This window comes from Pseudomonas sp. Irchel 3E19, from assembly GCF_900187585.1.
GTDB lineage: Bacteria > Pseudomonadota > Gammaproteobacteria > Pseudomonadales > Pseudomonadaceae > Aquipseudomonas > Aquipseudomonas baetica.
This window is the reverse complement of the sequence record NZ_FYDT01000012.1, coordinates 1-26194: the sequence shown is the minus strand read 5'-3', so window position 1 is coordinate 26194 and position 26194 is coordinate 1. Positions and strand designations below refer to the sequence as shown.

The window sequence follows — 26194 nt, the reverse complement described above, 5'->3', positions numbered from 1 at the left end:
ATTCAGAACTCGTTCTGCAAAGCTTTGTAGCCGCGCACCAGATCGACGTTGGTGCGTGCCACGTCTTCGGAAAACTCCGAGGCGCTCACACTCACCGGCGGGAATTGGGAAAGGTCGGTGTTCGGCCCGATCCGGGTAGTGGAGGGCACGTAGAACGCGTCCGGCAAATCACGGCCATCGACCACCGAGTTGTGCCGCACCACACAGCCGTCGCCGACCACGCAATTGAACAGCACGCTGTTGAAGCCAATGAAAACGCGGTCGCCGACCACGCAGGGGCCGTGCACGATCGAGCGGTGGGCAATGGATGTGAATTCGCCGATGGTCACCGCCGCGCCGGATTTGGAGTGGATCACCACGCCGTCCTGAATGTTCGAATTGGCGCCGATGGTGATCGGTTCCATCGCGCCCGAAGCATCCACTTCGTCTGCACGGATGACGGCATAGGGACCCACGAATACGTTCTCGCCGATCACCACTTTGCCGCAGATGATCGCGGTTTTATCGACGTAGGCTGACTCGGCAATTTGCGGCAGATCGCCTGAAGGATTTTTACGAATCATGGTTGGCTCAGTGCGTCGTAAAGGGTATTGAGGTTGTATTCGAACAGACCGGTGAACGTGCTGGCCGGGCCGCTCGCCGCGAGCGCGTCCGAGTAAAGCGTGCCGCCGATGTGGGCTCCGCTTTCGTCGGCGATCTGTTTGAGCAGTCGTGCGTCTTTGATATTTTCCATGAACACCGCTTTGACGTTGGTCTGGCGGATCTGGGTGATCAGCGCGGCGACTTCAGCAGCGGAAGGTTCGCGCTCGGTGGAAAGACCCTGCGGGGCCATGAAGTCGATGCCGTAAGCCTGGCCGAGATAACCGAACGCATCGTGGCTGGTGACGATCTTGCGGTTGCCAGGTGGCAGCGAACCGAGCTTGGCCTTGGCTTCGGCGAGCAGGGCGTAGATCTGCTTCAGGTAGGTTTTGCTGTTGCGCTCGTAGTCGGCCTTGTTCGCGGGGTCGGCGGCGATCAATGCCTTGGTGATGTTGGCAACGTACAACTCGGCGTTGGCCAGATTGTGCCAGGCGTGCGGATCGGCAATCGTCTCACCGTCTTCATCCAGCGAGCGCGGAATCACCCCGTGACTGGCACTGATGACTGTGGCTTTGGTGTCAGTGCTGGTGACCAGCCGATCCAGCCACGGTTCAAAACCCAGGCCGTTTTTGATGATCACTTTGGCGCTGAGCAGGGCCCTGGCGTCGTCCGGCGTCGGCTCGTAGGTGTGGGCGTCTGCGTCCGGGCCGACCATATTGGTGATCTGAATATGCTCGCCGCCGACCTGATGAACCATGTCGGCGAGGATGCTGAAGCTGGTGACCACCGGCAATCTCTCCGCCGCCGACAAAGACATCGACAGCATCAGACTGAACAGCACGAGTAGAACGCGCATCGGGAAACACCTCATTGGGATGTGAGCAAAGGTGGGCGGCGCAGCAAACCGTGTACCGGCCCAAACACCACGGACAGCAGATAACCCGTACCAGCGACCAACACGATGGCTGGCCCGCTGGGCAGCGAGTAATAAAAAGAGAGGAGCAAGCCGAACCACACTGAGAGGCAACCTATGACTGCCGCGATGGCAATCAGGATCGGCAATCGACGACTCCAGAATCGAGATGCTGCGGCGGGCAGCATCATCAATCCGACCACCATCAACGCGCCGATCGCCTGAAATCCGATCACCAGATTCAACACAACCAAGGTCAGAAATAAACCGTGAGCGAGTGGGCCGAGGCGGCTGACCGTTCTTAAGAACAGCGGGTCGAGGGTGTCGAGCAGCAGCGGTTTGTAGATCAGCAGCATGGCGATCAGGCTGAACGCTGAGACCCACAACATGCCATTGAGGGTAGGACCGTCGACGGCCAATGCCGAGCCGAACAGCAGGTGTAACAAGTCGAGGCGTTTGCCGGCGATGCCGAGAATCAGCACGCCGCTGGCCAGCGATATGGGATAGATCGCGGCGAGGCTGGCGTCTTCGCGCAAACCTGTGCGGCGGGTGATCCACGCGGCGAGGCCGGCCATGCTCAGGCCTGCACCGAGGCCGCCGAGTGTCAGTGCGGGCAGACTCAGGCCGGCAAACCAGAAGCCCAATGCGGCGCCGGGGAGGATGCCGTGGGCGACGGCGTCACCGATCAGGCTCATGCGCCGCAGGATCAGAAACACACCCAGTGGTGCCGTGCTGCACGCCAACACCAGGCCGCCGAGCAGCGCGCGACGCATGAAGACGAACTCGTTGAATGGTTGCCAGAGGTGAGCGACGTCAAGCATCAGGCCACCTGCGTGTGAGGTGATTGCACGATGAGATCTGCGCTTGCGCCGAATACACAGTCTCTGTTTTTGATCAGCAGCGTTTCAGGGATGTGTTGGCGGACGGCGCCGAGGTCATGGCAAACCACAACCAGTGTTCGACCTTCGGCATGCCAGGCGTGGATGTGTTGCCAGAGCAACTGTTGGCCAAGTTCATCAAGTGCGGCGTGGGGTTCGTCGAGCAACAGAACAGGTGAGTCAGTCAGACTCAATCGAGCGAGCAGGGCGCGTTGCAGTTCACCGCCGGACAACGCCATTAATGGGCGGTGGCCGAGTCCGCTCAGATGCCAGTTTTCCAGTGCGGCTGCGAGGCGCTGGGAGCGCAATTGCGTCGACAGTCTTCGTCCCCAGAAACCGGCAGCCACCAACTCTTCCAGGTTGATTGGGAACTGGCGATCAAGGTGTTGCTGTTGGGGGAGGAAGGACAAGCCGCTTTGCCGTGGAACGCTTAGCGTCACCTTTCCTGCCAAAGGCTTTTGCAGCCCGGCGATGACTTTCAACAGGCTGCTTTTACCGCAACCATTGGCGCCGATAATTGCCGTCAGGCTGCCGCTGTCGAGTTCCAGGTGCAGGGGCGAGGTCAGCGGTTGACCCGGTGCGCCCCAGATCAGGGATTGGCAGCGGATCATTCTTGCTCCCGCTGCCATTGGCTTTCGGCAACCGCGTCATGGGCGTGCAGGCTTTCGGCGTGAATCACCCGCAGATGGAAAGCGCTGACGCCGGGAGAGCGACGCAGGGCGAGATTCAGTCGACGCGCGGCGTCTTCGCAGAACATCAGGTTCTGCCCGTTGGCGAGGGCGAAGGCTTGTTCGTCGGCGCGTTTGACTGCGGTTTGTACCGCGGTACCGAGGGCTGCTTCGGCATCATCGATGATCGCACCGAGTGACAGCTCATCAATAAATTCGTCTAGATGAACGTGCAGTTGCGCGGTACTGCGTTGGCTATGGGGTGTCGCAACGATCCCTTGGGTTGAACCGAGCCAGGCCAAAACATCGGCGTGTTGCAGGGGTTGATTGGCGAAATCGTCGATGAATTGTTGCTGGATCAGCTGCCTAGCGAGTGCCGCGGAGCATGGGCAAGTCGAGGAATAGGGCACATCGATTTTGAGTTCCACGTGGAACACTTCGTTTTTCAGGCTGGCTGAGATTGTCGCTGGATACGATTTCCAACCGGCCAAAGGGCTGATCAGCGCAGGCCTTTTCAGTAGCAACTCGGTATTGATATTGAGGTATGCGCTCTTGGATAAACCTTCATGGCTATCAACGAAACGTTGCAATACATAACGCAGCAGAGCGGGGCAAAGGTTGTCCTGCTCAAGGGCTTCCAGTGCTAAATACAGTCGCGACATATGAATGCCGCGTGCCTCGCTCTCATCAAGGCTGACACCGGCATCGACCTTGGCATTCAGTCGTTGGCCCTCTAACAGGATTGGTAACGCGATGCCGCGCATACCCACCCACTCGAGTGGCAAAGCCTGGCGGGAAGCCTGCGCAGCGATATCCGGAAGTGTCAGCGAATTCATGTTCGGGACCATCGTGTTGATTGAATTGAATGTTACATTATAACAATTCAAATCACGATGCCTTTTTCATGAACAGGCTTTCATATGCACAGACGCCAATTGCTTAATCTGATCCTCGCCAGCGCAGCGCTGGCTCTCCCTTTTAATGCCTCAGCCACACAGATCCGCAATGCGCGACTCTGGCGCTCGGATGAAAAACTGCGATTGGTGTTCGATTTAAGCGGCCCGGTTCGCTACAAAACCTTCAGTCTCAGTGCCCCCGAACGGTTGATCATAGATGTGAGCGGAGCCAGTCTGGAGGGGGCTTCAACCAATTGGCACTCGGCAACACGGTGATTCGCTCGATTCGATCTGGACGTTTTGCTCAGGGCGATACGCGCATTGTTCTCGATCTGAGTGCTCCGGTGCGGCTAAACAGTTTCCTTTTGCCGCCACAGGATGGGCAGGGGAATCGCTTGGTGCTGGATCTGGTTAGTGCAAGTCAGGCCACCCCGACACCAAAGGTTCCACGTGAAACACCTCAGAATAGAGCTCATCCGCAGCGCGACATCATCGTTGTCGTTGATCCTGGCCATGGTGGAAAAGATCCCGGCGCGGTTGGGGCGAAAGGTGAGCGGGAGAAAGATGTCGTGCTGTCCATCGCCCGGTTGCTCGCCAAACGCCTGAAAAAAGAGAAAGGTTTCGACGTGAAACTGGTGCGAAATGACGACTTCTTTGTGCCGTTGCGCAAGCGCGTAGAGATCGCCCGTCGGCACAAGGCTGACATGTTTATCTCGGTGCATGCCGATGCGGCTCCACGACTGACGGCTTCGGGTGCCTCGGTGTACTGCCTTTCTGAAGGCGGCGCGACCTCGGCGACTGCGCGCTTCATGGCGCAGCGCGAGAACGGCGCAGATCTGTTCGGTGCGACCAGCCTGTTAAATCTGAAGGACAAGGATCCGATGCTCGCGGGTGTAATCCTCGACATGTCGATGAACGCCACCATCGCTGCGAGTTTACAGCTGGGAAGTACGATTCTCGGCAGTCTGGCCGGCATCACCACACTGCATCAGAAGCGCGTGGAACAGGCGGGGTTTGCCGTGCTCAAGTCACCGGATGTGCCATCGATCCTGGTGGAAACCGGCTTCATTTCCAATGCCCGCGACAGCCAGCGATTGGTCAAGGCTAGGCATCAGCAAACCGTCGCCGATGGTTTGTTCGAGGGTTTGCAGCGCTACTTTCAAAAGAATCCGCCGGTCGACAGCTACATGGCCTGGCAGCGGGAGCAACAAAAAGCCCAGGTCTAACAGCCGGTCAATCGGCTACAAGTGAATTTCGCGCTGTTACCTCCCGAGCTGGAGAAGCGGTTGATGGTTGTCCAACCCACTCGGCGGGTGTAGCCCACCCATGCCTCACCGTCGGAAGCGATACCGGTGAAGAACGTCAGTTGACCGAATCGACTGTTGGTTTGCGCCCAGTAGCGTTGACCAACCTTTTCGAAACCGCGCAGGTAAAGCGTGTTGCCGATCGTGTTGACGCTGTATGCATTGCCTTCAGCATCCACACAGGCCAGCAGATTGGCGCTGTGCGTACAGGTAGCGAGCGCGGGGACCTGTGCCCAAGCGCCAGTAGCGGCCACCAGTGCAAGGCTAAAAACCAAGCGTTTCAGCGGATGTTTCATGACCTTTTCCACGCGGCGGACTGATGGCAGCTTCCAACTCTTCATCTGTAAGAGCAAGAGCAAGGCTGGCTAATTCACATTGTTATACTATAACATAAATTAGAACTTAGCCTGATCCAGCCGATTTCAAGCGTTTACCTTCTGCGAACCGTCGTATGAAGCCCAGAACGCCACGCGCTACGCAAAAGCGCAGATTGGTTGCTACCTGAAGAGGATTATCCAATGTCAGCCGTACTGCCAGTGACCGTTCTTTCCGGATTTCTCGGCGCCGGAAAAAGTACACTTTTGAATTACGTACTACGTAATCGCGACGGCTTGCGCGTCGCGGTAATCGTCAATGATATGAGCGAGATCAACATCGATGGCAGCGAAGTCCAGCGTGATGTCAGCCTGAACCGCGCGGAAGAAAAACTTGTCGAAATGAGCAACGGCTGTATCTGCTGTACGTTACGTGAAGACTTGCTCGAAGAAGTCAGCAAACTGGCCCGAGAAGGGCGTTTCGATTACTTGCTCATCGAATCCACCGGCATTTCCGAGCCGCTGCCAGTGGCAGAGACCTTCACCTTTCGCGATGAAGAGGGGCAAAGCCTCGCCGACGTAGCTCGTCTCGACACCATGGTCACTGTAGTCGACGGCGTGAATTTCCTGCTCGACTACCAGGCTGCCGAAAGCCTCGCCTCTCGCGGTGAAACCCTCGGCGAAGAGGACGAACGCTCCATTACCGACTTGCTGATCGAGCAAATCGAGTTTGCTGACGTGCTGCTCATCAGCAAGATCGATCTGATCAGCCAGCGTGAGCGTGAGGAGCTGATCGCCATCCTCCAGCGCCTTAACGCCCAAGCTGAAATTATCCCGATGGTGATGGGCGAAGTGCCGCTGGAGAAGATCCTCAACACTGGCCGTTTCGACTTCGAAAAAGCCGCGCAAGCACCCGGCTGGCTGCAGGAGTTGCGCGGTGAGCACGTCGCGGAAACCGAGGAGTACGGCATTGCTTCCACCGCCTACCGCGCGCGTCGGCCTTTTCACCCGCAGCGTTTCTTCAGCTTCATCGACCGCCCATGGCTGAACGGCAAACTGCTGCGCTCCAAAGGTTTCTTCTGGTTGGCGAGCAAGCCCACGGACGCAGGCAGTTGGTCGCAGGCCGGCGGTTTGATGCGCCATGGTTTTGCCGGGCGCTGGTGGCGGTTTGTGGAGAAAAACCAATGGCCGGAGGATCAGGAAAGCACCGCCGCCATCATGGGAAACTGGACGCCGAGTGTCGGAGATTGTCGTCAGGAGTTGGTGTTCATCGGACAGAACATCGATTTCGTACAGCTTTCTGCCGAACTCGATGGCTGCCTGCTAACCGATGATGAAATGGCGATCGGCGTTGAAGGCTGGCGATTGCTGCCGGATCCGTTCGGCCCTTGGCACGAAGAGGTGGCGTGATGCTCGCACTGAGTCTCCAGCAAAATCGCACGCGTTATCAGCATCAGGGAGCGACACCCAAAGTGCTGACGGGAATCCTTGAGGACGACGTCAACCTGAGCATCTGGCAGCGACAACTGCCATTGCATATCGCTGATTTCGCCAGTCTCCTGCTTTCGCTCAACGAGTCCCTGGCCGAGTCGCTGTGCCTGGAGTTACCCGACGAAGAGGCCGAACCGGATCTCACCGGGCTAGCCTTGGGATTTCGCGATCTACAAGGCTATGAAGGGTTTATCGCTGATATTGGATGGCTCGTCAGCGCCTTCGCCTGTCTGCTCGGCGCCCGGCGTATCGGCCTGCGCCTGCGGGTGCTGGATAAAGCGATGTGCCCACGTTTTCACGTCGATCATGTGCCCGTGCGCCTGATCACCACCTATGCCGGAGTCGGCAGCCAGTGGCTCAGGGAAGGTGCAATGGATCGTCAGCAACTGGGCCAGGCAAACGCCGAGCCGCAGGAAGCAGGGCAGGTCCAGCAACTCAAAAGCGCTGATGTGGCGTTATTGAAAGGTGAAAAATGGCACGGCAATGAAGGCTTCGGCCTCATCCATCGCTCCCCGCAACTGGCGTCCGGCGAGCGTCGGCTGATCTTGACCCTCGACTGGCTCGGCTAACGCCTCAAGGCTTGAGCCATGCGCCTTGGCTTTGGCCTTCGCAGTACGGCTGCAAATAGGCAGCATCAGTGGCCACGCCGTAATAGTGGATGTCCTGGCGATAGGGCATATTGGCGACTTGCGCGTTGCTGCAAACGCCGAAGGCACCGGTCGGGCATTGATCGACGTACTGCACGTCGACTTTCTGACCGGCCAGCGTTGGCTGGCAGAAGCCGTCGTTGAACAGTTTTTCCGGGATGTTGCGGTTCTGCTGGCAGACTTTGACGTCGACCCGCTCGCCCTGACTGTGCACCACACAGGCTTGGGCCAACACTTTGCTCGACACCACCACCATCAACAGCAACGACCATCCCATCCAACGCATCTTCGACCTCCTCAGAAAATACCCACCATGTTGCAGAACATTCCTACTCATGTCATCGCAGGTCCGTTAGGCGCCGGCAAGACCAGCCTGATCCGCCATCTCATGGCGCAACGCCCGGAAGGCGAACGCTGGGCGGTGCTGATTAATGAGTTCGGCCAGATCGGCCTCGACGCCGCGCTGCTGAGCCGCGACGGCGATGGTATCGCACTGGGTGAAGTGGCCGGGGGCTGCTTGTGTTGCGTCAATGGTGCGCCGTTTCAGATCGGCCTCGGCCGTTTACTGCGCAAGGCGAAGCCGGATCGGTTGTTTATCGAGCCGTCCGGATTGGGTCATCCGGCGCAACTCATCAAGCAGTTGAGCGAGGCGCCTTGGCGGGGTGTGCTGGCCGTTCAGCCGTGTGTTCTGGTGCTGGACGCCCAAGCGCTCCAAGCGGGGAAACCGTTGCCGGCCGCACAACAGGAAGCGTTGACCAGTGCCGGTTTATTGCTGCTGAACAAGTCTGAAAACCTTGATGAATCGGTGCGCAATGAAATCACCCGACAATTACCTAAAGTCAGGCTGATCTGGACGCAGCAAGCGCAATTGCCCGTGAGCGAATTGCCGGGGGTAAGGGCGAAAGCGGTGACGGCTGTGGATAACTTGATTGTGCCGAAGGGATTGGCACAGATCCCGGCAGTCTGGAGCGATCCGTCGGTGCCGATTTGCCTGAGTCAGGCGCAAGACGGCGGTTGGAGCGTGGGTTGGCGTTGGCATCCGAGTCAGATATTCGACCGCCAAAGCGTTGCAGCCTGGCTGGAGAGCCTTGTCTGGAAGAGGGCGAAGCTGGTTATCCACAGCGCTGATGACTGGGTCTCGGCGAACGCGCTGGATAATGCCGAGCTGGATTGGCAGTCGAGTGAATGGCGGCGGGATTCACGGATTGAGCTGATTTTCGGTGAGGCGCAGGAGGTTGGTGTTTTGCAGAGGGCGATATCGGGTTGTCGAGTGGGTTGAGGATCAAAAGATCGCAGCCTGCGGCAGCTCCTACAGGGGGAACCAGACGCTGCCGATCTTTTAATCTTTCAGGGTTTCCACTTGGTATGTTCCTGCCGCCATTGACTGAGCTCGATGACTTCGGCGCGTGGCTTGTGAACCTCGACCACCGGCGGCGTATCGTCGAACGGTGCCGGGTAGGGCGCCAGTTCGATCTGCGCACTGTGGGCACCGAACTGAGTAATGGTGCCGTTGTGCCGGGTTTCGCCGGTCACGGTGAACTCGAAGGTATAGATCCGCGCCAGGCGTCGTCGACCGCTGGCATCCTTGATCAAGCCGATCTTCTTCAATGCGACGTTACCGTCCAGCAGCTCCACGCCGACGTTGATGCAATGCTGTTTGACCCGCTCCAGCGCCCGCTCGCGCAAGCCGTGGTTGTGCCAAAGCCACGCGCCGGCAGCGGCGAACAGCATCAGCACGAAGATGTTTTCGAGGGTCAGCATCAACAAGGAACTCCAAAAGATGGCGTCAGCTTAACTGCGTCGCCGGTCTGTCGTACAGGCTGCGTTTCGTCGCATACTGCGCGGCTTGAATTTCAATCGTTTTACGGAAAAACCCGAATGAAACGTACGCCTCATCTGCTCGCCATTCAGTCCCATGTGGTGTTCGGCCACGCCGGCAACAGCGCCGCAGTATTTCCGATGCAGCGGGTCGGGGTGAATGTCTGGCCGCTTAACACGGTGCAGTTCTCCAACCATACCCAGTACGGCCAGTGGGCCGGCGAAGTGTTGGCGCCGCAACAGATTCCCGAGTTGGTTGAAGGCATTGCGGCCATTGGCGAGCTGGGCAACTGCGATGCAGTGTTGTCCGGTTATCTCGGCAGCGCGGCGCAGGGCCGGGCGATTCTCAGCGGCGTGGCGCGGATCAAATCGGTCAATCCGAAAGCTTTGTATTTGTGCGACCCGGTGATGGGCCACCCGGAGAAGGGTTGCAGCGTGCCGGCGGAAGTCAGCGATTTCCTGCTGGACGAGGCGGCGGCCGTGGCCGACTTCATGTGCCCGAACCAGTTGGAGCTGGACAGCTTCTCCGGGCGCAAGCCGCAATCGCTGTTCGATTGCCTGGCGATGGCGCGGGCTCTTCTGGCGCGCGGGCCGAAAGCGGTATTGGTCAAGCATCTGGACTACCCGGGCAAACCGGCCGATGGTTTCGAGATGTTGTTGGTAACGGCTGACCAGAGCTGGCATCTGCGTCGTCCGTTGTTGGCGTTTCCGCGTCAGCCGGTGGGCGTGGGCGATCTGACGTCTGGCCTGTTTCTGGCGCGGGTGCTGCTCGGGGACAGTCTGGTGGCGGCGTTCGAGTTCACAGCAGCCGCGGTGCATGAAGTGCTGTTGGAGACCCAGGCATGCGCCAGTTATGAGCTGCAACTGGTGCGGGCGCAGGATCGGATTGCGCATCCGCGGGTGAAGTTCGAGGCCACCGCGATCAGTCTGTAAGATCGCGTCGCCCCCCATTCGCGAGCAAGCCCGCTCCCACATTCAACCGCGTTCTCATGGGAGGACTGCGATTAATGTGGGAGCGGGCTTGCTCGCGAAGGCTATCGATAAAGCGACATCCTTCCAAAGGCTGATCAGGCGTCGCCTTTTATTTCCTGATAACGCTTTTCCAGCTCCTGACGAATCTGCCGGCGTTGCTGGGCCTGCATATATCGGCGCTTGTCTTCGCTGTTCTGCGGTTGTAGCGGCGGCACGGCGGCCGGTTTTCGCTGATCGTCGACCGCGACCATGGTGAAGAAGCAGCTATTGGTGTGGCGTACCGACCGCTCGCGGATGTTTTCGGTCACCACTTTGATACCGACTTCCATCGAGGTGTTGCCGGTGTAGTTGACCGAAGCGAGGAACGTCACCAGTTCGCCGACGTGAATCGGCTCGCGGAAAATCACCTGATCCACCGACAGCGTCACCACGTAGCGGCCGGCATAGCGGCTCGCGCAGGCGTAGGCCACTTCATCGAGGTATTTGAGAAGGGTGCCGCCGTGGACATTGCCAGAAAAATTGGCCATGTCGGGGGTCATCAGTACCGTCATCGACAGCTGGGCGTTTCCGGGTTCCATAACGTTCTCACGGATCAAGGCTGGTTTGCTGGAAGCACCTCTGCGGGGTGCCTGGTCGCTTTTCAAAAGCACCGTTATCGGGACGCCGGGCGAGTGGCTGCCGTCACGCCGGTATCGATCTGTTTCCTTATATTGCACTGCCTTCCAGCCGGAAGTCGCGGTGTTACCCTGCAAAAGCCCGCCTCAAGGGCAATTTCCCACACGAAAAGCGGATTTTTACCCGGCTCGCTCAGATTTTTCTGATGTCTGACCGCGAGCCTCGTCATTCAAGGAGCCCACGCCATGCATGCCATCAGCTTTATTCAGGACCTGGCAGTCATCATGTTGGTCGCGGGTGTGGTGACCGTTCTGTTTCACCGTTTCAAGCAGCCGGTAGTGCTCGGCTACATCGTCGCCGGCTTCATCATCGGCCCGCACACCCCGCCTTTCGGCCTGATCCACGACGAAGAAACCATCAAGACCCTTGCCGAGCTGGGGGTGATCTTCCTGATGTTCTGCCTCGGGCTCGAATTCAGCCTGCGCAAGTTGTTCAAGGTCGGCGCCACGGCGTTTATCGCGGCGTTCCTCGAAATCGTGCTGATGATCTGGATTGGCTACGAAATCGGCCGCTGGTTCGACTGGAACACCATGGATTCGCTGTTCCTCGGCGCGATTCTGGCGATTTCCTCGACCACCATCATCGTCAAGGCACTCAACGATCTGAAGATGAAGAACGAGCGCTTCGCGCAGTTGATCTTCGGCGTCTTGATCGTCGAGGACATCCTCGGCATCGGCATCATTGCCTTGCTGTCGAGTATTGCGGTCAGCGGCACCGTCAGCTCCGGCGAAGTGTTTTCCACGGTCGGCAAGCTGTCGCTGTTCATGATTGTCGCGCTGGTGATCGGCATTCTGCTGGTGCCGCGACTGTTGGCTTATGTGGCCAAATTCGACAGCAACGAGATGCTGCTGATCACCGTGCTGGGCCTGTGTTTCGGCTTCTGCCTGCTGGTAGTCAAGCTCGAATACAGCATGGTACTGGGGGCATTCCTGATCGGCGCAATCATGGCCGAGTCGCGGCAACTACTGAAAATCGAACGGCTGATCGAGCCGGTTCGTGATCTGTTCAGCGCCATCTTCTTCGTCGCCATCGGCCTGATGCTTGATCCGATGATCCTGCTGCAATACGCGTGGCCGATTGCGGTGATCACCGTCGCCGTGGTGCTCGGCAAGATGTTGTCTTGCGGGCTCGGAGCCTTTATCGCCGGCAATGACGGACGCACCTCACTGCGGGTCGGGATGGGGCTGTCACAGATCGGCGAATTTTCCTTCATCATCGCTGCGCTGGGCATGACGCTGCAGGTCACCAGCAACTTCCTGTATCCGGTCGCCGTGGCGGTGTCGGTGATCACCACGTTGCTGACGCCTTACCTGATTCGCGCGGCGGATCCGCTGTCGATCAAGCTGTCTGCCGCCATGCCCAAGCCTCTGGCAAGGGTGCTCGGAATGTACGGCGAATGGTTGCGCAGCATCCAGCCGCAAGGCGAGAGCGCCATGCTGGCGTCGATGATCCGACGAATTCTGTTGCAGGTGGGGGTCAATCTGGCACTGGTGATTGCGATCTTCTTCAGCGGGGCTTACTTCGCCGAGCGTATCTCGCTGTCGCTGCAAGACTGGATCAGTGACCCGAGCTGGCAGAAGGCGTTGATCTGGGGCGGGGCGCTGCTGGTGTCGTTGCCGTTCTTGATCGCGGCGTATCGCAAGCTCAAGGCGCTGTCGATGTTGCTGGCGGAGATGGGCGTGAAGCCTGAGATGGCCGGGCGGCACACGCAGCGAGTGCGCCGGGTGATCTCCGAAGTGATCCCGATTCTCTCGCTGCTGGTGATTTTCCTGCTGTTGGCAGCCTTGTCGGCCAGTATCTTGCCGACTAACAAGTTGCTGGTGCTGATTGCCGTGGTGGCGGCCGCCGTGGCGGCGTTGCTCTGGCGCTGGTTCATCCGCGTGCATACGCGGATGCAGGTGGCCTTGCTGGAAACCCTCGACAACCATAAGGAGTCATCGGGGCATTGACCATCTGGGGCGTTTGGCTGATCAGCTTTCCAGCCAGACGTCCCGCGCCCAATGCCACACCGACTCCCACGTTTCTTCGGCAATCAGTTCTTCTTCAGCCTGCCACAGCACCACCGTGCCATCTTCTTCGACGCAGTAGTAATCATCGCCGTCCTGGCAGATTGGAATCAGGCTGCGATCCACGCCGGCATCCCAAGCGTTGGCGGCGACATCCGGCAAGTAGGTGTGCGATTGCGGGTCGGTGACAGTTACCGGCTCCAGGCTACCGTAAACCACGTCGCTGACTGTCAGCAAAAACTCTCTGAAGACAAACGGAATATCGATGAACAGTTGTTCTTCGATTTCGACCAGCAGATCTTCGTCAGGCAACTCCAGGGGAACCGGTACCGGTTCGTTGGCGTCGCGCAGTTGTTCGATGATTTCTTCCACGTCCGGGATCCTCTTGCTTGAATGGCGCGGTTTATATGGGCCGGTTTATACAGTAGCTTGCTATAGATGCAACCGCGAAATAGAAAAACCCCGGACAAGTCCGGGGTTTTTGTTACCGCATGCTTAACGCAGAGGGGATCAGCCGTTCTGGCGGATACCAGCCACCAGCCAAGGCTGGTTGTCGCCCTGCGGACGTTCCATGTTCCAGCTTTCGCTGAACACTTCGCCCTGGTCGAAACGCGAGGTCTTCGACACACCGCTGAAGGTCAGGGTGGCAATGGTCTTGTCCGCACGGTCATCCACGCCGTCCAGTTGTACCTGGAGGTTGTCGATGTAGGTCGACTGGAAAGCATCGCCCAGATCCGCACGCTCACGCTTGAGGAACTCAAGCATTTGCGGGGTTACGAACTCGGCGATTTTGTCCATCTCGTTGGCGTCCCAGTGCTGCTGCAGCGACTGGAAGTGGCTGCGCGCAGCTTCAAGGAAGTTCTGTTCGTTGAACCAGGCCGGTGCGTTGATTACCGGACGGGCGGCAGCAGGTGCAGCCGAACCACCGAAGATCGAGCCCATGCCGGCAGGCTTTTGCTCGAACACTTCACGCTGCATCGGCGCGCCGGCCGGAGCCAGATGCTCCTGCTGCTTGCGGCGACGGGCGGCGATGAAGCGGAAGATGACGAACGCGATCACGGCCATGATCAGGATGTCGAAGATCTGCATGCCCTGGAAGCCGCCGCCCATGAACATGGAAGCGAGCAGGCCGCCGGCGGCGATGCCGGCCAGAGGGCCAAGCCACTTGGAAGCACCGCCGGCCTTGGCAGCAGCGCCAGCGGCACCGGCAGCACCAGCGGTCGCCGCAGCGCCGCCAACGCCTGGAGAAGAAGGAGCCATCTGGCTGGTCTGGTGCGTCGGCGCAGCGCCGGCGCTTTTGCCACCACCAAAGCGCTTGGCGTTGGCGTCGAGGCTCATCGTCAGGCCGATGCACAACGCCATGGCGATGCTAAGAAAACGTTTCATAAAGGGAATTCCCGTTTGTGGAGACACGCGCGCCATGTTGCACAGCTGAACTGTTGCTGGCTAGCGAGAGAGTGTTTCGGGCTTTTGCCTGACAGGTTACGTTCAGCTCGGTCGAGGCAATAAGGCCTTGTACTTTTGGCTGTAGGAAAAGTCGATAGGTTCAGCGGGATTGTTGGTCAGAACACCGAACCCTGTGGGAGCGAGCCTGCTCGCGAAAGCTGCACCGCGGTCTATCAGATCAACCGCAGCGATTTCATTCGCGAGCAGGCTCGCTCCCACAGAAAAGCGAAACCGGCTTCAGATCGCTTCCAGCTTCGCGTAACCCAGCATCAGCCACTTGCTGCCTTCGCTGAAGTTCACCTGCACCCGGGCCTGGGCCCCGGCGCCCTCGAAGTTGAGGATCACGCCGTCGCCGAAGATCGAGTGACGCACCGCCTGACCCAGACTGAAGCCGGTTTCCGGGATCTCGCTGCCGCTGAACAGGTTGCTGCCGCTCATCGACTGGTTGCCGCCGAACGGTCGGCTGACGCTGTTCGACAGGCGTACTTCCTGAATCAGACCCTTCGGCACCTCGCGGACGAAACGCGAGACCTTGTTGTAGGTCTCGCTGCCGTAAAGGCGTCGGGTTTCAGCATAGGTCATCACCAGATTCTGCATCGCCCGGGTAATGCCGACGTAGGCCAAGCGCCGCTCTTCCTCAAGACGCCCGGGTTCTTCCAGGCTCATCTTGTGCGGGAACAGGCCTTCTTCCATGCCCACGAGGAACACGTAAGGGAATTCCAGGCCTTTGGCGCTGTGCAGGGTCATCAGCTGAATGCTGTCTTCGTGTTCGTCGGCCTGAGTGTCGCCGGCTTCCAGCGAAGCGTGGCCGAGGAACGCCGCCAGAGGCGTCAGCTCTTCGTCTTCTTCGGTGTTCTCGAAGTTGCGCGCGGCGCTGACCAGTTCCTCAAGGTTTTCCACCCGGGCCTGGCCTTTCTCGCCTTTTTCCGCTTCGTGGTAAGCGATGAGGCCGGATTGCTCGATGACGGTCTGAGTCATCAGATGCAGCGGCATCTCCATGCACTTGGCCGCGAGGTTCTCGATCAGTTCGATAAACGCCCCCAGCGCACCGGCCGCGCGACCGGTCAGGCCTTTATTGGCGACCAGTTGGCGCATGGCTTCCCACATCGATACGTCGCTGTGGCGTGCGTGCTCGCGAATCGCTTCGACGGTTTTCTCACCGATGCCACGGGCCGGCACGTTGATCACCCGCTCCAGTGCCGCGTCGTTGCCGCGACCTTCGAGCAAACGCAGGTAGGCCATGGCGTTCTTGATTTCCGCCCGTTCGAAGAAGCGTTGGCCACCATAGATGCGGTACGGGATGCGTTCGCGCAGCAGTGCTTCTTCCAAAACGCGGGATTGGGCGTTGGAGCGGTACAGGATCGCGATATCGCTGCGAGCCAAGCCGGTTTTCAGCGCGCTTTCGATGGTTTCGACAACGTAGCGTGCTTCGTCGTGTTCGTTGAACGCGGCATACAGATTGATCGCTTCGCCGTCGCCACCGTCGGTCCACAGCTCTTTGCCCAGACGCCCGGTGTTGTTGGCGATGAGGGCGTTTGCCGCTTTGAGGATGCCGGCAGTGGAGCGGTAGTTTTGCTCCAGACGAATGGTCACGGCGTCCGGGAAGTCGGCGGAGTACTGATGGATGTTTTCGATCTTCGCCCCACGCCAGCCGTAAATCGACTGGTCGTCGTCGCCGACCACCATCAGGCTGTCGCCGCCCTTGCCGAGCAGGCGCAACCAGGCGTACTGCACGGCGTTGGTGTCCTGGAATTCGTCCACCAGAATGTGCCGGAAGCGCTTCTGATAGTGCGCCAGCAGGCCCGGGTGATCGCGCCACAGGTCGAGGGCGCGCAGCAGCAGTTCGGAGAAGTCGATGACGCCGGCGCGCAGGCAAGCGGCCTCGTAGGCTTCGTAAATGCCGCGCATGGTCGCCAGGTACAAGTCGCCGCTGGCCTGAATGTGTTGCGGACGCAGGCCTTCGTCTTTCTGTCCGTTGATGAACCATTGGGCCTGACGGGCCGGCCAGCGCTGCTCGTCCAGACCCAGCTCGCGGATTACCCGCTTGACCAGTCTTTGCTGGTCATCGCTGTCGAGAATCTGGAAAGTCTGGCTCAAGCCCGCTTCCTGCCAGTGTGCCCGCAACAAGCGGTGCGCCAGGCCGTGGAAGGTGCCGACCCACATGCCGGCCGGGTTAAGGCCCAGCAACTGCTCGATGCGGTGACGCATCTCGGCAGCGGCCTTGTTGGTGAAGGTCACCGACAAAATGGAGTGGGGCGAGGCGTTTTCGACCTGGATCAACCAGGCGATACGGTGCACCAGCACTCGGGTTTTACCGGAGCCAGCACCGGCCAGGACCAACTGACGGCCAACGGGGGCCGCTACGGCCTGGCGTTGGGCATCGTTGAGGGAGTTCAGCAGAAGGGAGAGATCATCGCGCATCGGGGCATTCTAGGGTGCGTCGCAGGCCCGGGCAAACCGAGCTTTGCATTAGCCGATGAAACTGCTGCCGATGACGACCGGTCGGTCACTGGCTACAGGCTTCAGCCCGTCTCGCTTTGCGGGGGTTGCAGGCGCTACGGCGGCGAGAAATTTCGGCCAGATTCTGATCCGGGGCAGTTTGGCAAAGGGGTTGGCTTGTGTATGCTCCGTCCACGTTTCGGGCGCACGCCCTCCTATAAGAACAAGAACGTTGCCCATGACCCTCAGCGCCGAACTGTCGGGCCCCTCTGTGGAACCCCGGGTTATCCGCAAGCACTATGCCGTCGAAATGGCGGTCGAGCGTACGCGCCTTCTGTATCAGGGTTCCTTGTTGCCCACGCTGTTCATGTTGATCAATGGTCTGGTCTGCGCCGGTTTGCTCTGGAGCCCGCAGCGCTACTTCGTGGTCAGCGTCTGGCTGGTGTGGTTGTTGTCGCTGGTGGCGTTGCGGGTGATTCAGGTCGCGGCGTTCGACTCGGCGATTCCCAACCGGCAGGCCCAGCCGATCTGGTTCCGCATGTTCCTGATCGGTTCGACCATGACCGGGCTGACCCTGGCCGGAGCCGGCATCGCCCTTGTACCCGCCGACAACTTCATGCAGCAGGCCTGGGTGTTCGGCCTGATCGGTGCGGCGACGCTGTCGGCCAGCGTCGCCTATGCGGTCAGCCTGCCGGCGTTTCTGTCCTTTACCTTGCCGTGTCTGCTGCCGGCAATTGGATTTCTGTTCTGGGGCGGCGATGACATGGCGCGGGGCTGGGGCTGGCTTGGGCTGATTCTGCTCGGATCGCTTAGCGTGGTGGCGTGGCAGGTCAATCGATTGATTGATCGCGGCTTGCTGCGGCGTTTTCAGAATCAGCACTTGATTGAACATCTCCAGCAAACGCAGGCGCGCAGCGAGCAGCTCAATCAGGAGCTGGCCAAGGAAATCGAACACCGGCGCTGTGCCGAGGGCAAGTTGCTCCAAGCCCAGGTCGAGCTGGAAGACCGCGTTGCTCAACGCAGTCGCGAACGGGATGTCGCCAATCAGGCCTTGAGCAAAAGCGAAGCGCGCCTGGCCCTGGCGTTGAAGGCCAGTGAGCTGGGGCTGTGGGACTGGAACCTGCAAACCGACGAAGTCCATCACACGCAAATTCAAGAGCTCTTCGGCCTCGCCCCGGAATACGTCACGGCGATCCTGCGCGACCTCAAACCGCGGCTGCACCCGGAAGACGTGCCTTCGCTGAAAAGCGCATTGATCGACCACTTGAAGGGCCGCACCGAGGACTATCAGATCGAATACCGCGTGCGCCATGGCGATGGCCATTGGGTGTGGATCGAAGACCGTGGTCGCGCCGTGGAGCGCAGCGAGAGCGGGCGGGTGATCCGTATGCTTGGCACTCGGCGTGACATCAGCGCCAGCAAGCATCTGGAAGAGCAGCAGCGGCTGGCGGCGACGGTATTTGAAGCCGCCAGCGAGGGCATCGTGATCCTCGACCCGAACTATTCGTTGATTGCAATCAACCAGGCTTTCAGCCGTGTGACGGGTTATGACATCGACGACATGCTCGGGCGCAACGTCGTCGAGCTGCCGTGCAGTCGCGATGCCCGCCGCCATTACGTCGCGATCCGCCAGGCGCTGGAGCAGCACGGCAGTTGGCAGGGTGAACTGGTAGAAACCCGCAAGAACGGCGAGTTGTATCCGCAGTGGCTGCAATTGACCGCTGTTCGCGATAATCGGGCAAATGTCAGTCATATCGTTGGCTTCTTCGCCGATCTTTCCGCGCGACGCGAATCCGAAGAGCGCATGCGCTATCTGACTCACTACGACGAATTGACCGGGCTGGCCAATCGCTCACTGTTCCGCGAGCGCCTGCACGAAGCGCATCAGCGGTTCCGCCAAGGCGGGCGGCGCAGTCTGGCCTTGCTGCACATCAACCTCGATCGCTTCAAATTGCTCAACGACAGCCTTGGGCATGAAGTCGCGGACCAGTTGCTGCAGAAAATGGCGCGACGGCTGGTGAATGCCTTGCCGGAGGCGGACACCATCGCCCGGCTGTCCGGCGACGAATTCGCGGTGTTGTTCGACGCCTACGGCAACCTGTCGAGTCTGGCGCGGGTTGCCACTCGACTGGCGAACAAGCTGCGGCTGCCGCTGACGGTCGAAGGGCATGAGTTGGTGGTCAGTGCTTCGATAGGCATCAGTATGCTACCGGACAATGCTCGAGAGATTTCCGCGTTGGTCAGTCAGTCGAACATGGCCATGCAACATGCCAAACACTTGGGCGGCAACAACTTCCAGTTCTACACCGAGAGCTTGCAGGCCAGCACGCTGGAGCGTTTGCAGCTGGAAAACCAGCTGCGTAAAGCCATCGATGACAAGCAGTTGAAGGTGTTCTATCAGCCGAAGCTGTGCCTGCAAACCGGGCGCCTGAATGCGGCGGAGGCGCTGGTGCGCTGGGATCATCCGAGCATGGGCCAGGTGCCGCCGGGAGACTTCATCGGGTTGGCCGAGGAAACCGGTCTGATCGGCCCGATCGGCGAATTCGTCCTGCGTCAGGCCTGCTGGCAGGCATGCGAATGGCAGCATCAGGGGCTGGCGCCGATCCGTGTTTCGGTGAACCTGTCTGTGCATCAGTTGCGCCAAGGCAAACTGGTCAGTCTGGTGCGGCAGGTGCTGGAGGAAACCGGCCTGGCGCCGCACTACCTTGAGCTGGAACTGACCGAAAGCCAGTTGCTCGACAGCGTCGAACACATCATCGCGACCTTCCAGCAGTTGCGTGATCTGGGGGTGAAACTGGCCATCGATGATTTTGGCACCGGGTATTCGTCGCTGAGTTACCTCAAGCGCATTCCGGTGGATTACGTGAAGATCGACCAGGCCTTCATTCGCGGTCTGGGCGAGGGCAGTGAAGACGCGGCGATCACTCGCGCGATCATCGCCATGGCCCATGGCTTGTCGCTGAAGGTGGTGGCTGAGGGGGTCGAACGCCAGGAGCAGCTGGATTTTTTATGCGCCGAACGCTGTGATGAAGTGCAGGGCTATCTGATCAGTCGGCCGGTTGAAGCTGACTGTCTGGCCGGGCTTTTGCGTGAACAGGAAAAACCGCTTTAAGGGCTACATGCACCCCATCGCGCCTGATATGGGGACATGGAGTTACGCATTGAGCAGGCAAAAAGCCGATTCATGTAGTATAACTACAAGCTTGCTACATCCCCGACCATAACAAGAGTCCAGCCCCTTGAATCTGCTGCAACACATCGCCCAGTCACGTCACCTGTTACGCAAGTCGGAGCTCAAGGTCGCCGACCACGTGCTGCTTGACCCTGCGGCGGTGATGCACAGTTCCATGGCCGACCTGGCGCACAGCGTCGGCATCAGTGAGCCGACCATCGTGCGCTTCTGTCGCGCCATCGGTTGTTCCGGTTTTCAGGATCTGAAATTGAAACTGGCGCAGAGCCTGGCCGCCGGTGCCAGCTTCGGCCAGTTCGCGATCCACGAAGACGACTCGGTCGCCGACTACAGCCTGAAGATTTTCGACACCACGCTGCACACCCTGATGGAGGTTCGCGAGAAGCTCGATCCGGTGGAGTTGCAGCGTGCGGTGACGTTGATGTCCCAGGCACAACGTGTCGAGTTCTACGGCTTTGGCGCGTCGGGCGCGGTGGCGGCGGATGCGCAGCACAAGTTCTTCCGCTTGCTGCTGACCGCGGCGGCGTATTCCGACCCGCACATGCAGGCGATGTCGGCGGTGACCTTGAAGCCGACCGACGTGGCGATCTGCATTTCCCAGTCCGGGCGCTCGAAGGATCTGCTGATTACCGCCAACCTGGTGCGTGAGAGCGGCGCTTCGCTGATCACGTTGTGCCCGAGCCAGACGCCGTTGGCGGAACTGTCGACGGTCAACCTGGCGATCGATGTGCATGAAGACACTGAAATCTATACGCCGCTGACTTCGCGCATTGCTCACCTGGTGGTGATCGACGTGCTGGCGATGGGTGTGGCCATGGCGCGTGGGCCGAGCCTGGTCAACCATCTCAAGAGCGTGAAGCGCAGTTTGCGTAGCTTGCGCTTGTCGCCCAAGGCCGTGAAAGCGCTGGATGATTAAAGCAAGGTCGTTCCGACCTTAATCGCGGGCAAGCCCGCTCCCACAGTGGTAGGTGGTGTTTACAAATACTGTGATCAACACACAACCCGGTGGGAGCGGGCTTGCCCGCGATGGCGTCCTCGAAAACAACGCAAGTTTCATCGCACTGTCATCCCCGCGCAGCCAAACCGTCATCCCACACGCCTATCGTGAAACTCCCGTAAACGCCTTGGGAGACTCGAAATGGCTCAGCCTTACGAAGAACGCAACAGCGCCGCGAAAACCCGTCGTCAGCAGGAAGACCAGCGCCGCATGGAATTTCGCCGCGCGATCGAAGATCGCTTCGAACTCCGTCAGCTTCAGGCCGAAATCGGCGATTTTCCCGAGATCAATCACTGGCAGGCAGCACCGGCAGCTTCCCGTCGAAGCGCTCAACCAGCGCGCTGATCTGCGCCCGTTCGCTACGGATAAACGCCAGGAAGGCGTGCGCCACCGGTGACAGTCGTTTGGCTTTGGCTTGCACCAGGCACCAGCTACGCAGCAGCGGCAATTCCTCGACCGGTAACTCGACCAGTCCCCCGGTCGCCAGCTCAAGGTTCAGGGCGTGGCGCGTCAACAGCGCCAGGCCCAGACCCGCCACCACGCATTCGCGCTGGGCTTCGGCCGAGGCCACTTCCTGGGTCTGAGTGAAGTGCACGCGCTTCTCTTTGAAGTATTCCTCGCAGGCCAGCCGTGTACCCGAGCCGGGTTCGCGGATCAGCAACGTGTACGGCTCAAGATCCTGCAAACGCAGCGGTCCCATGTGTGCCAACGGATGATCCGGGCGTGCAGCGGCGACAATCGGGTTGTTGAGAAACGGCAGGAACTCCAGGCCCATGTCCTGCGGCACCATCGACATGATCACCAGATCATCGCGGTTGTCCGAGAGGCGCCGAATCACTTGGCCACGGTTGACCACGGTCAGTTGCAGATTGACTTCCGGGTGCTGGCGCTTGAACGCGGCAAACAGGTGCGGCACGAAATACTTGGCGCTGGATTCCACCGCCAGTTTTAGCTGACCCTGCAACGAACCCTGCATGTCCGACAGCTGCATATCGAGGTTTTCCAGGCGCCCGAAAATGTCCCGGCTGGCCCGTTGAAGTGCCTCGGCGGCTTCGGTCATGTAGAGTTTTTTGCCAACGTAATCGAACAATGGCTGGCCGATCAGCTCTTCCAGCTGACGAATCTGTAGGCTGACGGCCGGTTGTGTGAGGGACATTTCATCGGCGGCACGGCTGTAAGAACGCAAATCGCACACTTCATTGAAAATCTGCAACTGACGTAATGTCATACGCATCAAGGACTTACGCATTTTCTACAGGCTCTCGCCGCTGGATGATGGCTGACTATAAGTCTTTACTTATGGCTAACCCAATTTTTATTCATTTTTGTTAATCCCTTGTGAGCGCTAGTGTGGGGTCGCGACCAGATTGAAACATTTGGTCACGCGTCGACCTGGGTCTAGCAGGTCGTGGTGCCACCGGCTCAAGGGAACCTCCAAGTGATAACAAAGATCCTGATCGCCAACCGTGGTGAGATTGCCGTACGAATCGTGCGAGCCTGCGCCGAGATGGGCATTCGCTCGGTTGCGATTTTTTCCGACGCCGACCGGCATGCCTTGCATGTGAAGCGTGCGGACGAGGCCCACAGCATCGGTGCCGAGCCACTGGCCGGTTACCTCAACCCGCGCAAGCTGGTAAACCTGGCCGTGGAAACCGGTTGCGATGCACTGCACCCCGGTTACGGTTTCCTTTCGGAAAACGCCGAGCTGGCCGACATCTGCGCCGAACGTGGAATCAAATTCATTGGCCCGTCGGCAGAAGTCATTCGCCGCATGGGCGACAAGACCGAAGCGCGCCGCAGCATGATCAAGGCCGGTGTGCCGGTCACGCCGGGCACTGAAGGCAACGTCGCGGATATCGAAGAGGCGTTGGCCGAAGGTGACCGCATCGGTTACCCAGTGATGCTCAAAGCCACTTCCGGTGGTGGCGGTCGCGGTATCCGTCGCTGCAACAGCCGCGAAGAACTCGAACAGAACTTCCCCCGCGTCATCTCCGAAGCGACCAAGGCCTTCGGTTCGGCGGAAGTGTTCCTGGAAAAATGCATCGTCAATCCCAAGCACATCGAAGCGCAGATCCTCGGCGACAGCTTCGGCAACGTCGTGCACCTGTTCGAGCGTGACTGCTCGATCCAGCGCCGCAACCAGAAACTGATCGAGATCGCCCCGAGCCCGCAACTGACCCCGGAACAGCGTGCCTACATCGGCGACCTGTCGGTGCGTGCGGCCAAGGCGGTGGGCTACGAGAACGCCGGCACCGTGGAGTTCCTGCTCGCCGAGGGCGAGGTGTACTTCATGGAGATGAACACCCGGGTGCAGGTGGAACACACCATCACCGAAGAAATCACCGGGATCGATATCGTCCGCGAACAGATTCGCATCGCCTCCGGCCTGCCGCTGTCGGTGAAGCAGGAAGACATCCAGCACCGGGGTTTCGCGTTGCAGTTCCGCATCAACGCCGAAGACCCGAAAAACAACTTCCTGCCAAGCTTCGGCAAGATCACCCGCTACTACGCCCCCGGCGGCCCCGGCGTGCGCACCGACACGGCGATCTACACCGGCTACACCATTCCGCCTTACTACGACTCGATGTGCCTGAAGCTGGTTGTGTGGGCGCTGACCTGGGAAGAGGCGATGGATCGTGGCCTGCGTGCGCTCGACGACATGCGTCTGCAGGGTGTGAAAACCACCGCCGCGTACTACCAGGAAATCCTGCGCAACCCGGAATTCCGTAGCGGCCAGTTCAATACCAGCTTCGTTGAAAGCCACCCTGAACTGACCAACTACTCGATCAAGCGCAAACCCGAAGAGCTGGCCCTGGCCATCGCCGCCGCCATCGCCGCCCACGCAGGCCTGTGAGGAATACAAGAATGAGCAAGAAGATCTTTGTCACCGACACCATCCTGCGCGACGCTCACCAATCGCTGCTCGCCACCCGCATGCGCACCGAAGACATGCTGCCGATCTGCGACAAGCTCGACAAAGTCGGCTACTGGTCGCTGGAATGCTGGGGCGGCGCGACGTTCGACGCCTGCGTACGTTTTCTGAAAGAAGACCCGTGGGAGCGCCTGCGCCAACTGCGCGCCGCACTGCCTAACACTCGCCTGCAAATGCTCCTGCGCGGGCAGAATCTGCTGGGCTACCGCCACTACAGCGACGACGTGGTCAAAGCCTTCGTCGCCAAGGCAGCGGTCAACGGCATCGACGTGTTCCGCATCTTCGACGCGATGAACGACGTGCGTAACCTGCGCGTGGCCATCGAAGCGGTGAAAGCGGCAGGCAAACACGCCCAGGGCACCATCGCGTACACCACCAGCCCGGTGCACACCATCGACGCCTTCGTGGCACAAGCCAAGCAAATGGAAGCCATGGGTTGCGACTCGGTGGCGATCAAGGACATGGCCGGTCTGCTGACCCCGTACGCCACTGGCGAACTGGTCCGGGCGTTGAAGGCCGAGCAGTCGCTGCCGGTGTTCATCCACTCCCACGACACCGCCGGTCTGGCGACCATGTGTCAGCTCAAGGCCATCGAAAACGGCGCCGATCACATCGACACCGCCATCTCCAGTTTCGCCTCGGGCACCAGCCACCCAGGCACCGAGTCGATGGTCGCTGCCCTTAAAGGCACCGAGTACGACACCGGTCTGAATCTGGAACTGCTGCAAGAGATCGGCCTGTACTTCTACGCCGTGCGCAAGAAGTACCACCAGTTCGAAAGCGAATTCACCGCCGTTGATACCCGCGTGCAAGTCAACCAAGTGCCGGGCGGGATGATCTCCAACCTCGCCAACCAGCTGAAAGAGCAGGGCGCGCTGAACCGCATGGCCGAAGTGCTGGCGGAAATCCCGCGCGTGCGTGAAGACCTCGGCTTCCCGCCGCTGGTAACCCCGACCTCGCAGATCGTTGGTACGCAGGCGTTCTTCAACGTGCTGGCCGGCGAGCGTTACAAGACCATCACTAATGAAGTGAAGCTTTACCTGCAGGGCGGTTACGGCAAGGCGCCGGGCGTGGTCAACGAGAAGCTGCGTCGGCAGGCCATCGGCAGCGAAGAAGTCATCGACGTGCGTCCAGCCGATCTGCTCAAGCCGGAAATGACCAAGCTGCGTGCCGATATCGGTGCATTGGCCAAGTCCGAAGAGGACGTGCTGACCTTCGCCATGTTCCCGGACATCGGCCGCAAGTTCCTCGAAGAGCGTGCCGCCGGCACCCTCACGCCGGAAGTGCTGCTGCCGATTCCAGAGCCAGGCAGTGTCGCGTCGGCGGGCGGCGCGGGTGTGCCGACCGAGTTCGTCATCGACGTCCACGGCGAAACCTACCGCGTCGACATCACCGGTGTTGGCGTCAAGGCGGAAGGCAAGCGTCACTTTTACTTGTCCATCGACGGCATGCCGGAAGAAGTGGTGTTCGAACCGCTCAACGAATTCGTCGGCGGTGGCAGCAGCAAGCGCAAGCAAGCGTCTGCACCGGGCCATGTCAGCACCACCATGCCAGGCAACATCGTTGATGTGCTGGTCAAGGAGGGCGACACCGTCAAGGCTGGCCAGGCTGTGCTGATCACCGAAGCCATGAAGATGGAAACCGAAGTCCAGGCCGCCATTGCCGGCAAGGTCACTGCCATTCATGTGGCCAAGGGCGACCGGGTCAATCCGGGCGAAATCCTGATTGAGATCGAAGGCTGAGATAACCGCCTCGATCCAACGCTTTAAACCTCGGGGGGGCATGTGCTCCCCTTTTTTTTGGTTCTTCACGGAATCCCGGGAAACACAGAAACAAGAACGCCGATTTGATTGATGATGTTCGTGCGAGCAAACACATCTAACAAACCGGCGTTCTTATGCGCGATATTAATACTTTCCTTCCTTTTTGGGAGGGCTTTTCTGTCGTCACGATCAAGCCTGATGGTGATGCCCTCCAGATCGATCTGACGCCCCACGCCACCCGATTCCCTTCCTGTGGTGGGTGCCAA

General features: G+C 59.5%; 24 protein-coding genes and 1 pseudogene. 11 read left to right on the top strand and 14 right to left on the bottom strand.

Annotated elements, in window-relative coordinates:
- Positions 1 to 2: 2 nt before the first annotated feature.
- From CKW18_RS10215 to folE2, 5 genes are read right to left on the bottom strand one after another with little or no spacing between them, the layout of a single operon-like run.
- Positions 3 to 563 carry a DapH/DapD/GlmU-related protein gene (locus CKW18_RS10215; RefSeq protein ID WP_025112617.1) on the bottom strand — a complete coding sequence of 187 codons (561 nt, stop codon included), beginning with the start codon at positions 561 to 563 and terminating at the stop codon, positions 3 to 5.
- Positions 560 to 1435 (bottom strand): metal ABC transporter substrate-binding protein, encoded by an 876-nt coding sequence (locus tag CKW18_RS10210; protein ID WP_095188683.1) that lies wholly within the window; start codon positions 1433 to 1435, stop codon positions 560 to 562. The genes CKW18_RS10215 and CKW18_RS10210 overlap by 4 nt, the downstream gene beginning before the upstream one ends.
- 11 nt (positions 1436 to 1446) lie before the next feature.
- Positions 1447 to 2313 carry a metal ABC transporter permease gene (locus tag CKW18_RS10205; protein ID WP_095188682.1) on the bottom strand — a complete coding sequence of 289 codons (867 nt, stop codon included), beginning with the start codon at positions 2311 to 2313 and terminating at the stop codon, positions 1447 to 1449.
- On the bottom strand, positions 2313 to 2981 hold the full coding sequence (locus CKW18_RS10200) for a metal ABC transporter ATP-binding protein (RefSeq protein ID WP_095188681.1): 669 nt from the start codon (positions 2979 to 2981) through the stop codon (positions 2313 to 2315). The genes CKW18_RS10205 and CKW18_RS10200 overlap by 1 nt, the downstream gene beginning before the upstream one ends.
- A complete protein-coding gene (gene folE2, locus CKW18_RS10195) occupies positions 2978 to 3874 on the bottom strand; it encodes a GTP cyclohydrolase FolE2 (protein ID WP_095188680.1) in 897 nt (298 codons plus the stop codon). Before folE2 ends, CKW18_RS10200 begins: the two co-directional genes overlap by 4 nt.
- An 84-nt stretch (positions 3875 to 3958) precedes the next feature.
- On the opposite strand from folE2, the pseudogene CKW18_RS10190 reads away from it, so the two are divergent.
- Positions 3959 to 5160: pseudogene (locus tag CKW18_RS10190) on the top strand (N-acetylmuramoyl-L-alanine amidase).
- On the opposite strand, the gene CKW18_RS10185 reads toward CKW18_RS10190, so the two are convergent.
- Positions 5157 to 5534, bottom strand: coding sequence for a glutamine synthetase (locus CKW18_RS10185; protein ID WP_095188679.1), 378 nt, complete (start codon positions 5532 to 5534; stop codon positions 5157 to 5159). The pseudogene CKW18_RS10190 and the gene CKW18_RS10185 overlap by 4 nt on opposite strands.
- 222 nt (positions 5535 to 5756) lie before the next feature.
- On the opposite strand from CKW18_RS10185, the gene zigA reads away from it, so the two are divergent.
- Both zigA and CKW18_RS10175 read left to right on the top strand, forming a co-directional pair.
- Positions 5757 to 6962, top strand: a complete 1206-nt coding sequence (gene zigA, locus CKW18_RS10180; RefSeq protein WP_095188678.1) for a zinc metallochaperone GTPase ZigA — start codon at positions 5757 to 5759, stop codon at positions 6960 to 6962.
- A complete protein-coding gene (locus CKW18_RS10175) occupies positions 6962 to 7612 on the top strand; it encodes a DUF1826 domain-containing protein (protein ID WP_095188677.1) in 651 nt (216 codons plus the stop codon). Before zigA ends, CKW18_RS10175 begins: the two co-directional genes overlap by 1 nt.
- Positions 7613 to 7616: 4 nt before the next feature.
- On the opposite strand, the gene CKW18_RS10170 is transcribed toward CKW18_RS10175, so the two are convergent.
- Positions 7617 to 7976, bottom strand: a complete 360-nt coding sequence (locus tag CKW18_RS10170; protein ID WP_095188676.1) for an NADH:ubiquinone oxidoreductase — start codon at positions 7974 to 7976, stop codon at positions 7617 to 7619.
- A 27-nt stretch (positions 7977 to 8003) separates the two neighbouring features.
- On the opposite strand from CKW18_RS10170, the gene CKW18_RS10165 reads away from it, so the two are divergent.
- Positions 8004 to 8969, top strand: a complete 966-nt coding sequence (locus CKW18_RS10165) for a GTP-binding protein (RefSeq protein ID WP_095188675.1) — start codon at positions 8004 to 8006, stop codon at positions 8967 to 8969.
- 68 nt (positions 8970 to 9037) lie between these two features.
- Here the strand turns inward: CKW18_RS10165 and CKW18_RS10160 are convergent, their stop codons facing one another.
- A complete protein-coding gene (locus CKW18_RS10160; protein ID WP_095188674.1) occupies positions 9038 to 9451 on the bottom strand; it encodes a DUF3301 domain-containing protein in 414 nt (137 codons plus the stop codon).
- Positions 9452 to 9568: 117 nt separating this feature from the next.
- Here CKW18_RS10160 and pdxY point away from each other — a divergent pair, with 117 nt between their 5' ends.
- The gene (gene pdxY / locus CKW18_RS10155) at positions 9569 to 10441 is read left to right on the top strand and encodes a pyridoxal kinase PdxY (protein WP_095188673.1); all 873 of its coding nucleotides are present in this window, start codon (positions 9569 to 9571) and stop codon (positions 10439 to 10441) included.
- 134 nt (positions 10442 to 10575) lie between these two features.
- On the opposite strand, the gene CKW18_RS10150 is transcribed toward pdxY, so the two are convergent.
- A complete protein-coding gene (locus CKW18_RS10150) occupies positions 10576 to 11058 on the bottom strand; it encodes an acyl-CoA thioesterase (RefSeq protein WP_003229693.1) in 483 nt (160 codons plus the stop codon).
- 282 nt (positions 11059 to 11340) lie between these two features.
- On the opposite strand from CKW18_RS10150, the gene CKW18_RS10145 reads away from it, so the two are divergent.
- Positions 11341 to 13104 carry a cation:proton antiporter gene (locus CKW18_RS10145; protein WP_095188672.1) on the top strand — a complete coding sequence of 588 codons (1764 nt, stop codon included), beginning with the start codon at positions 11341 to 11343 and terminating at the stop codon, positions 13102 to 13104.
- Positions 13105 to 13125: 21 nt separating this feature from the next.
- On the opposite strand, the gene CKW18_RS10140 is transcribed toward CKW18_RS10145, so the two are convergent.
- From CKW18_RS10140 to uvrD, 3 genes are all read right to left on the bottom strand, one after another.
- On the bottom strand, positions 13126 to 13533 hold the full coding sequence (locus CKW18_RS10140) for an SMI1/KNR4 family protein (RefSeq protein WP_095188671.1): 408 nt from the start codon (positions 13531 to 13533) through the stop codon (positions 13126 to 13128).
- Positions 13534 to 13671: 138 nt separating this feature from the next.
- Positions 13672 to 14547, bottom strand: coding sequence for a Tim44 domain-containing protein (locus CKW18_RS10135; protein ID WP_095188670.1), 876 nt, complete (start codon positions 14545 to 14547; stop codon positions 13672 to 13674).
- Positions 14548 to 14844: 297 nt separating this feature from the next.
- Positions 14845 to 17028 carry a DNA helicase II gene (gene uvrD, locus CKW18_RS10130; RefSeq protein ID WP_095188669.1) on the bottom strand — a complete coding sequence of 728 codons (2184 nt, stop codon included), beginning with the start codon at positions 17026 to 17028 and terminating at the stop codon, positions 14845 to 14847.
- Positions 17029 to 17284: 256 nt separating this feature from the next.
- Between uvrD and CKW18_RS10125 the strand changes: the two genes are divergently transcribed.
- The 3 genes from CKW18_RS10125 (at position 17285) to CKW18_RS10115 (ending at position 21578) form a co-directional block, all read left to right on the top strand.
- Positions 17285 to 20158 (top strand): bifunctional diguanylate cyclase/phosphodiesterase, encoded by a 2874-nt coding sequence (locus tag CKW18_RS10125; protein ID WP_095188668.1) that lies wholly within the window; start codon positions 17285 to 17287, stop codon positions 20156 to 20158.
- A gap of 127 nt (positions 20159 to 20285) precedes the next feature.
- Complete coding sequence (gene hexR, locus CKW18_RS10120) at positions 20286 to 21152, top strand: transcriptional regulator HexR (RefSeq protein WP_007962240.1); 867 nt, start codon at positions 20286 to 20288, stop codon at positions 21150 to 21152.
- A gap of 222 nt (positions 21153 to 21374) precedes the next feature.
- On the top strand, positions 21375 to 21578 hold the full coding sequence (locus CKW18_RS10115; RefSeq protein ID WP_095188667.1) for a PA3496 family putative envelope integrity protein: 204 nt from the start codon (positions 21375 to 21377) through the stop codon (positions 21576 to 21578).
- On the opposite strand, the gene CKW18_RS10110 is transcribed toward CKW18_RS10115, so the two are convergent.
- Positions 21520 to 22482, bottom strand: a complete 963-nt coding sequence (locus CKW18_RS10110) for a LysR family transcriptional regulator (protein ID WP_095188666.1) — start codon at positions 22480 to 22482, stop codon at positions 21520 to 21522. The two genes, CKW18_RS10115 and CKW18_RS10110, sit on opposite strands and share 59 nt — an antisense overlap.
- Positions 22483 to 22671: 189 nt before the next feature.
- Between CKW18_RS10110 and CKW18_RS10105 the strand changes: the two genes are divergently transcribed.
- Positions 22672 to 24087, top strand: a complete 1416-nt coding sequence (locus CKW18_RS10105) for an acetyl-CoA carboxylase biotin carboxylase subunit (RefSeq protein WP_095188665.1) — start codon at positions 22672 to 22674, stop codon at positions 24085 to 24087.
- Between the two features lie 11 nt (positions 24088 to 24098).
- Positions 24099 to 25907 carry a sodium-extruding oxaloacetate decarboxylase subunit alpha gene (gene oadA, locus CKW18_RS10100; RefSeq protein ID WP_095188664.1) on the top strand — a complete coding sequence of 603 codons (1809 nt, stop codon included), beginning with the start codon at positions 24099 to 24101 and terminating at the stop codon, positions 25905 to 25907.
- Between the two features lie 65 nt (positions 25908 to 25972).
- On the opposite strand, the gene CKW18_RS30540 is transcribed toward oadA, so the two are convergent.
- The coding region (locus tag CKW18_RS30540) for a hypothetical protein (protein ID WP_218274346.1) at positions 25973 to 26194 on the bottom strand (222 nt) is incomplete at its 5' end.

Bases quoted from the DNA above. Each gene is read 5' to 3' on its own strand.
- CKW18_RS10170 (WP_095188676.1), bottom strand. From the start codon at position 7,976: ATGCGTTGGATGGGATGGTCGTTGCTGTTGATGGTGGTGGTGTCGAGC.
- CKW18_RS10150 (WP_003229693.1), bottom strand. From the start codon at position 11,058: ATGGAACCCGGAAACGCCCAGCTGTCGATGACGGTACTGATGACCCCC.
- CKW18_RS10160 (WP_095188674.1), bottom strand. From the start codon at position 9,451: ATGCTGACCCTCGAAAACATCTTCGTGCTGATGCTGTTCGCCGCTGCC.
- CKW18_RS10125 (WP_095188668.1), top strand. From the start codon at position 17,285: ATGACCCTCAGCGCCGAACTGTCGGGCCCCTCTGTGGAACCCCGGGTT.
- CKW18_RS10205 (WP_095188682.1), bottom strand. From the start codon at position 2,313: ATGCTTGACGTCGCTCACCTCTGGCAACCATTCAACGAGTTCGTCTTC.
- CKW18_RS10200 (WP_095188681.1), bottom strand. From the start codon at position 2,981: ATGATCCGCTGCCAATCCCTGATCTGGGGCGCACCGGGTCAACCGCTG.
- CKW18_RS10115 (WP_095188667.1), top strand. From the start codon at position 21,375: ATGGCTCAGCCTTACGAAGAACGCAACAGCGCCGCGAAAACCCGTCGT.
- folE2 (WP_095188680.1), bottom strand. From the start codon at position 3,874: ATGAATTCGCTGACACTTCCGGATATCGCTGCGCAGGCTTCCCGCCAG.
- CKW18_RS10215 (WP_025112617.1), bottom strand. From the start codon at position 563: ATGATTCGTAAAAATCCTTCAGGCGATCTGCCGCAAATTGCCGAGTCA.
- zigA (WP_095188678.1), top strand. From the start codon at position 5,757: ATGTCAGCCGTACTGCCAGTGACCGTTCTTTCCGGATTTCTCGGCGCC.
- oadA (WP_095188664.1), top strand. From the start codon at position 24,099: ATGAGCAAGAAGATCTTTGTCACCGACACCATCCTGCGCGACGCTCAC.
- CKW18_RS10175 (WP_095188677.1), top strand. From the start codon at position 6,962: ATGCTCGCACTGAGTCTCCAGCAAAATCGCACGCGTTATCAGCATCAG.
- CKW18_RS10135 (WP_095188670.1), bottom strand. From the start codon at position 14,547: ATGAAACGTTTTCTTAGCATCGCCATGGCGTTGTGCATCGGCCTGACG.
- pdxY (WP_095188673.1), top strand. From the start codon at position 9,569: ATGAAACGTACGCCTCATCTGCTCGCCATTCAGTCCCATGTGGTGTTC.
- CKW18_RS10185 (WP_095188679.1), bottom strand. From the start codon at position 5,534: ATGAAACATCCGCTGAAACGCTTGGTTTTTAGCCTTGCACTGGTGGCC.
- CKW18_RS10210 (WP_095188683.1), bottom strand. From the start codon at position 1,435: ATGCGCGTTCTACTCGTGCTGTTCAGTCTGATGCTGTCGATGTCTTTG.
- CKW18_RS10145 (WP_095188672.1), top strand. From the start codon at position 11,341: ATGCATGCCATCAGCTTTATTCAGGACCTGGCAGTCATCATGTTGGTC.
- uvrD (WP_095188669.1), bottom strand. From the start codon at position 17,028: ATGCGCGATGATCTCTCCCTTCTGCTGAACTCCCTCAACGATGCCCAA.
- CKW18_RS10165 (WP_095188675.1), top strand. From the start codon at position 8,004: ATGTTGCAGAACATTCCTACTCATGTCATCGCAGGTCCGTTAGGCGCC.
- CKW18_RS10110 (WP_095188666.1), bottom strand. From the start codon at position 22,482: ATGCGTAAGTCCTTGATGCGTATGACATTACGTCAGTTGCAGATTTTC.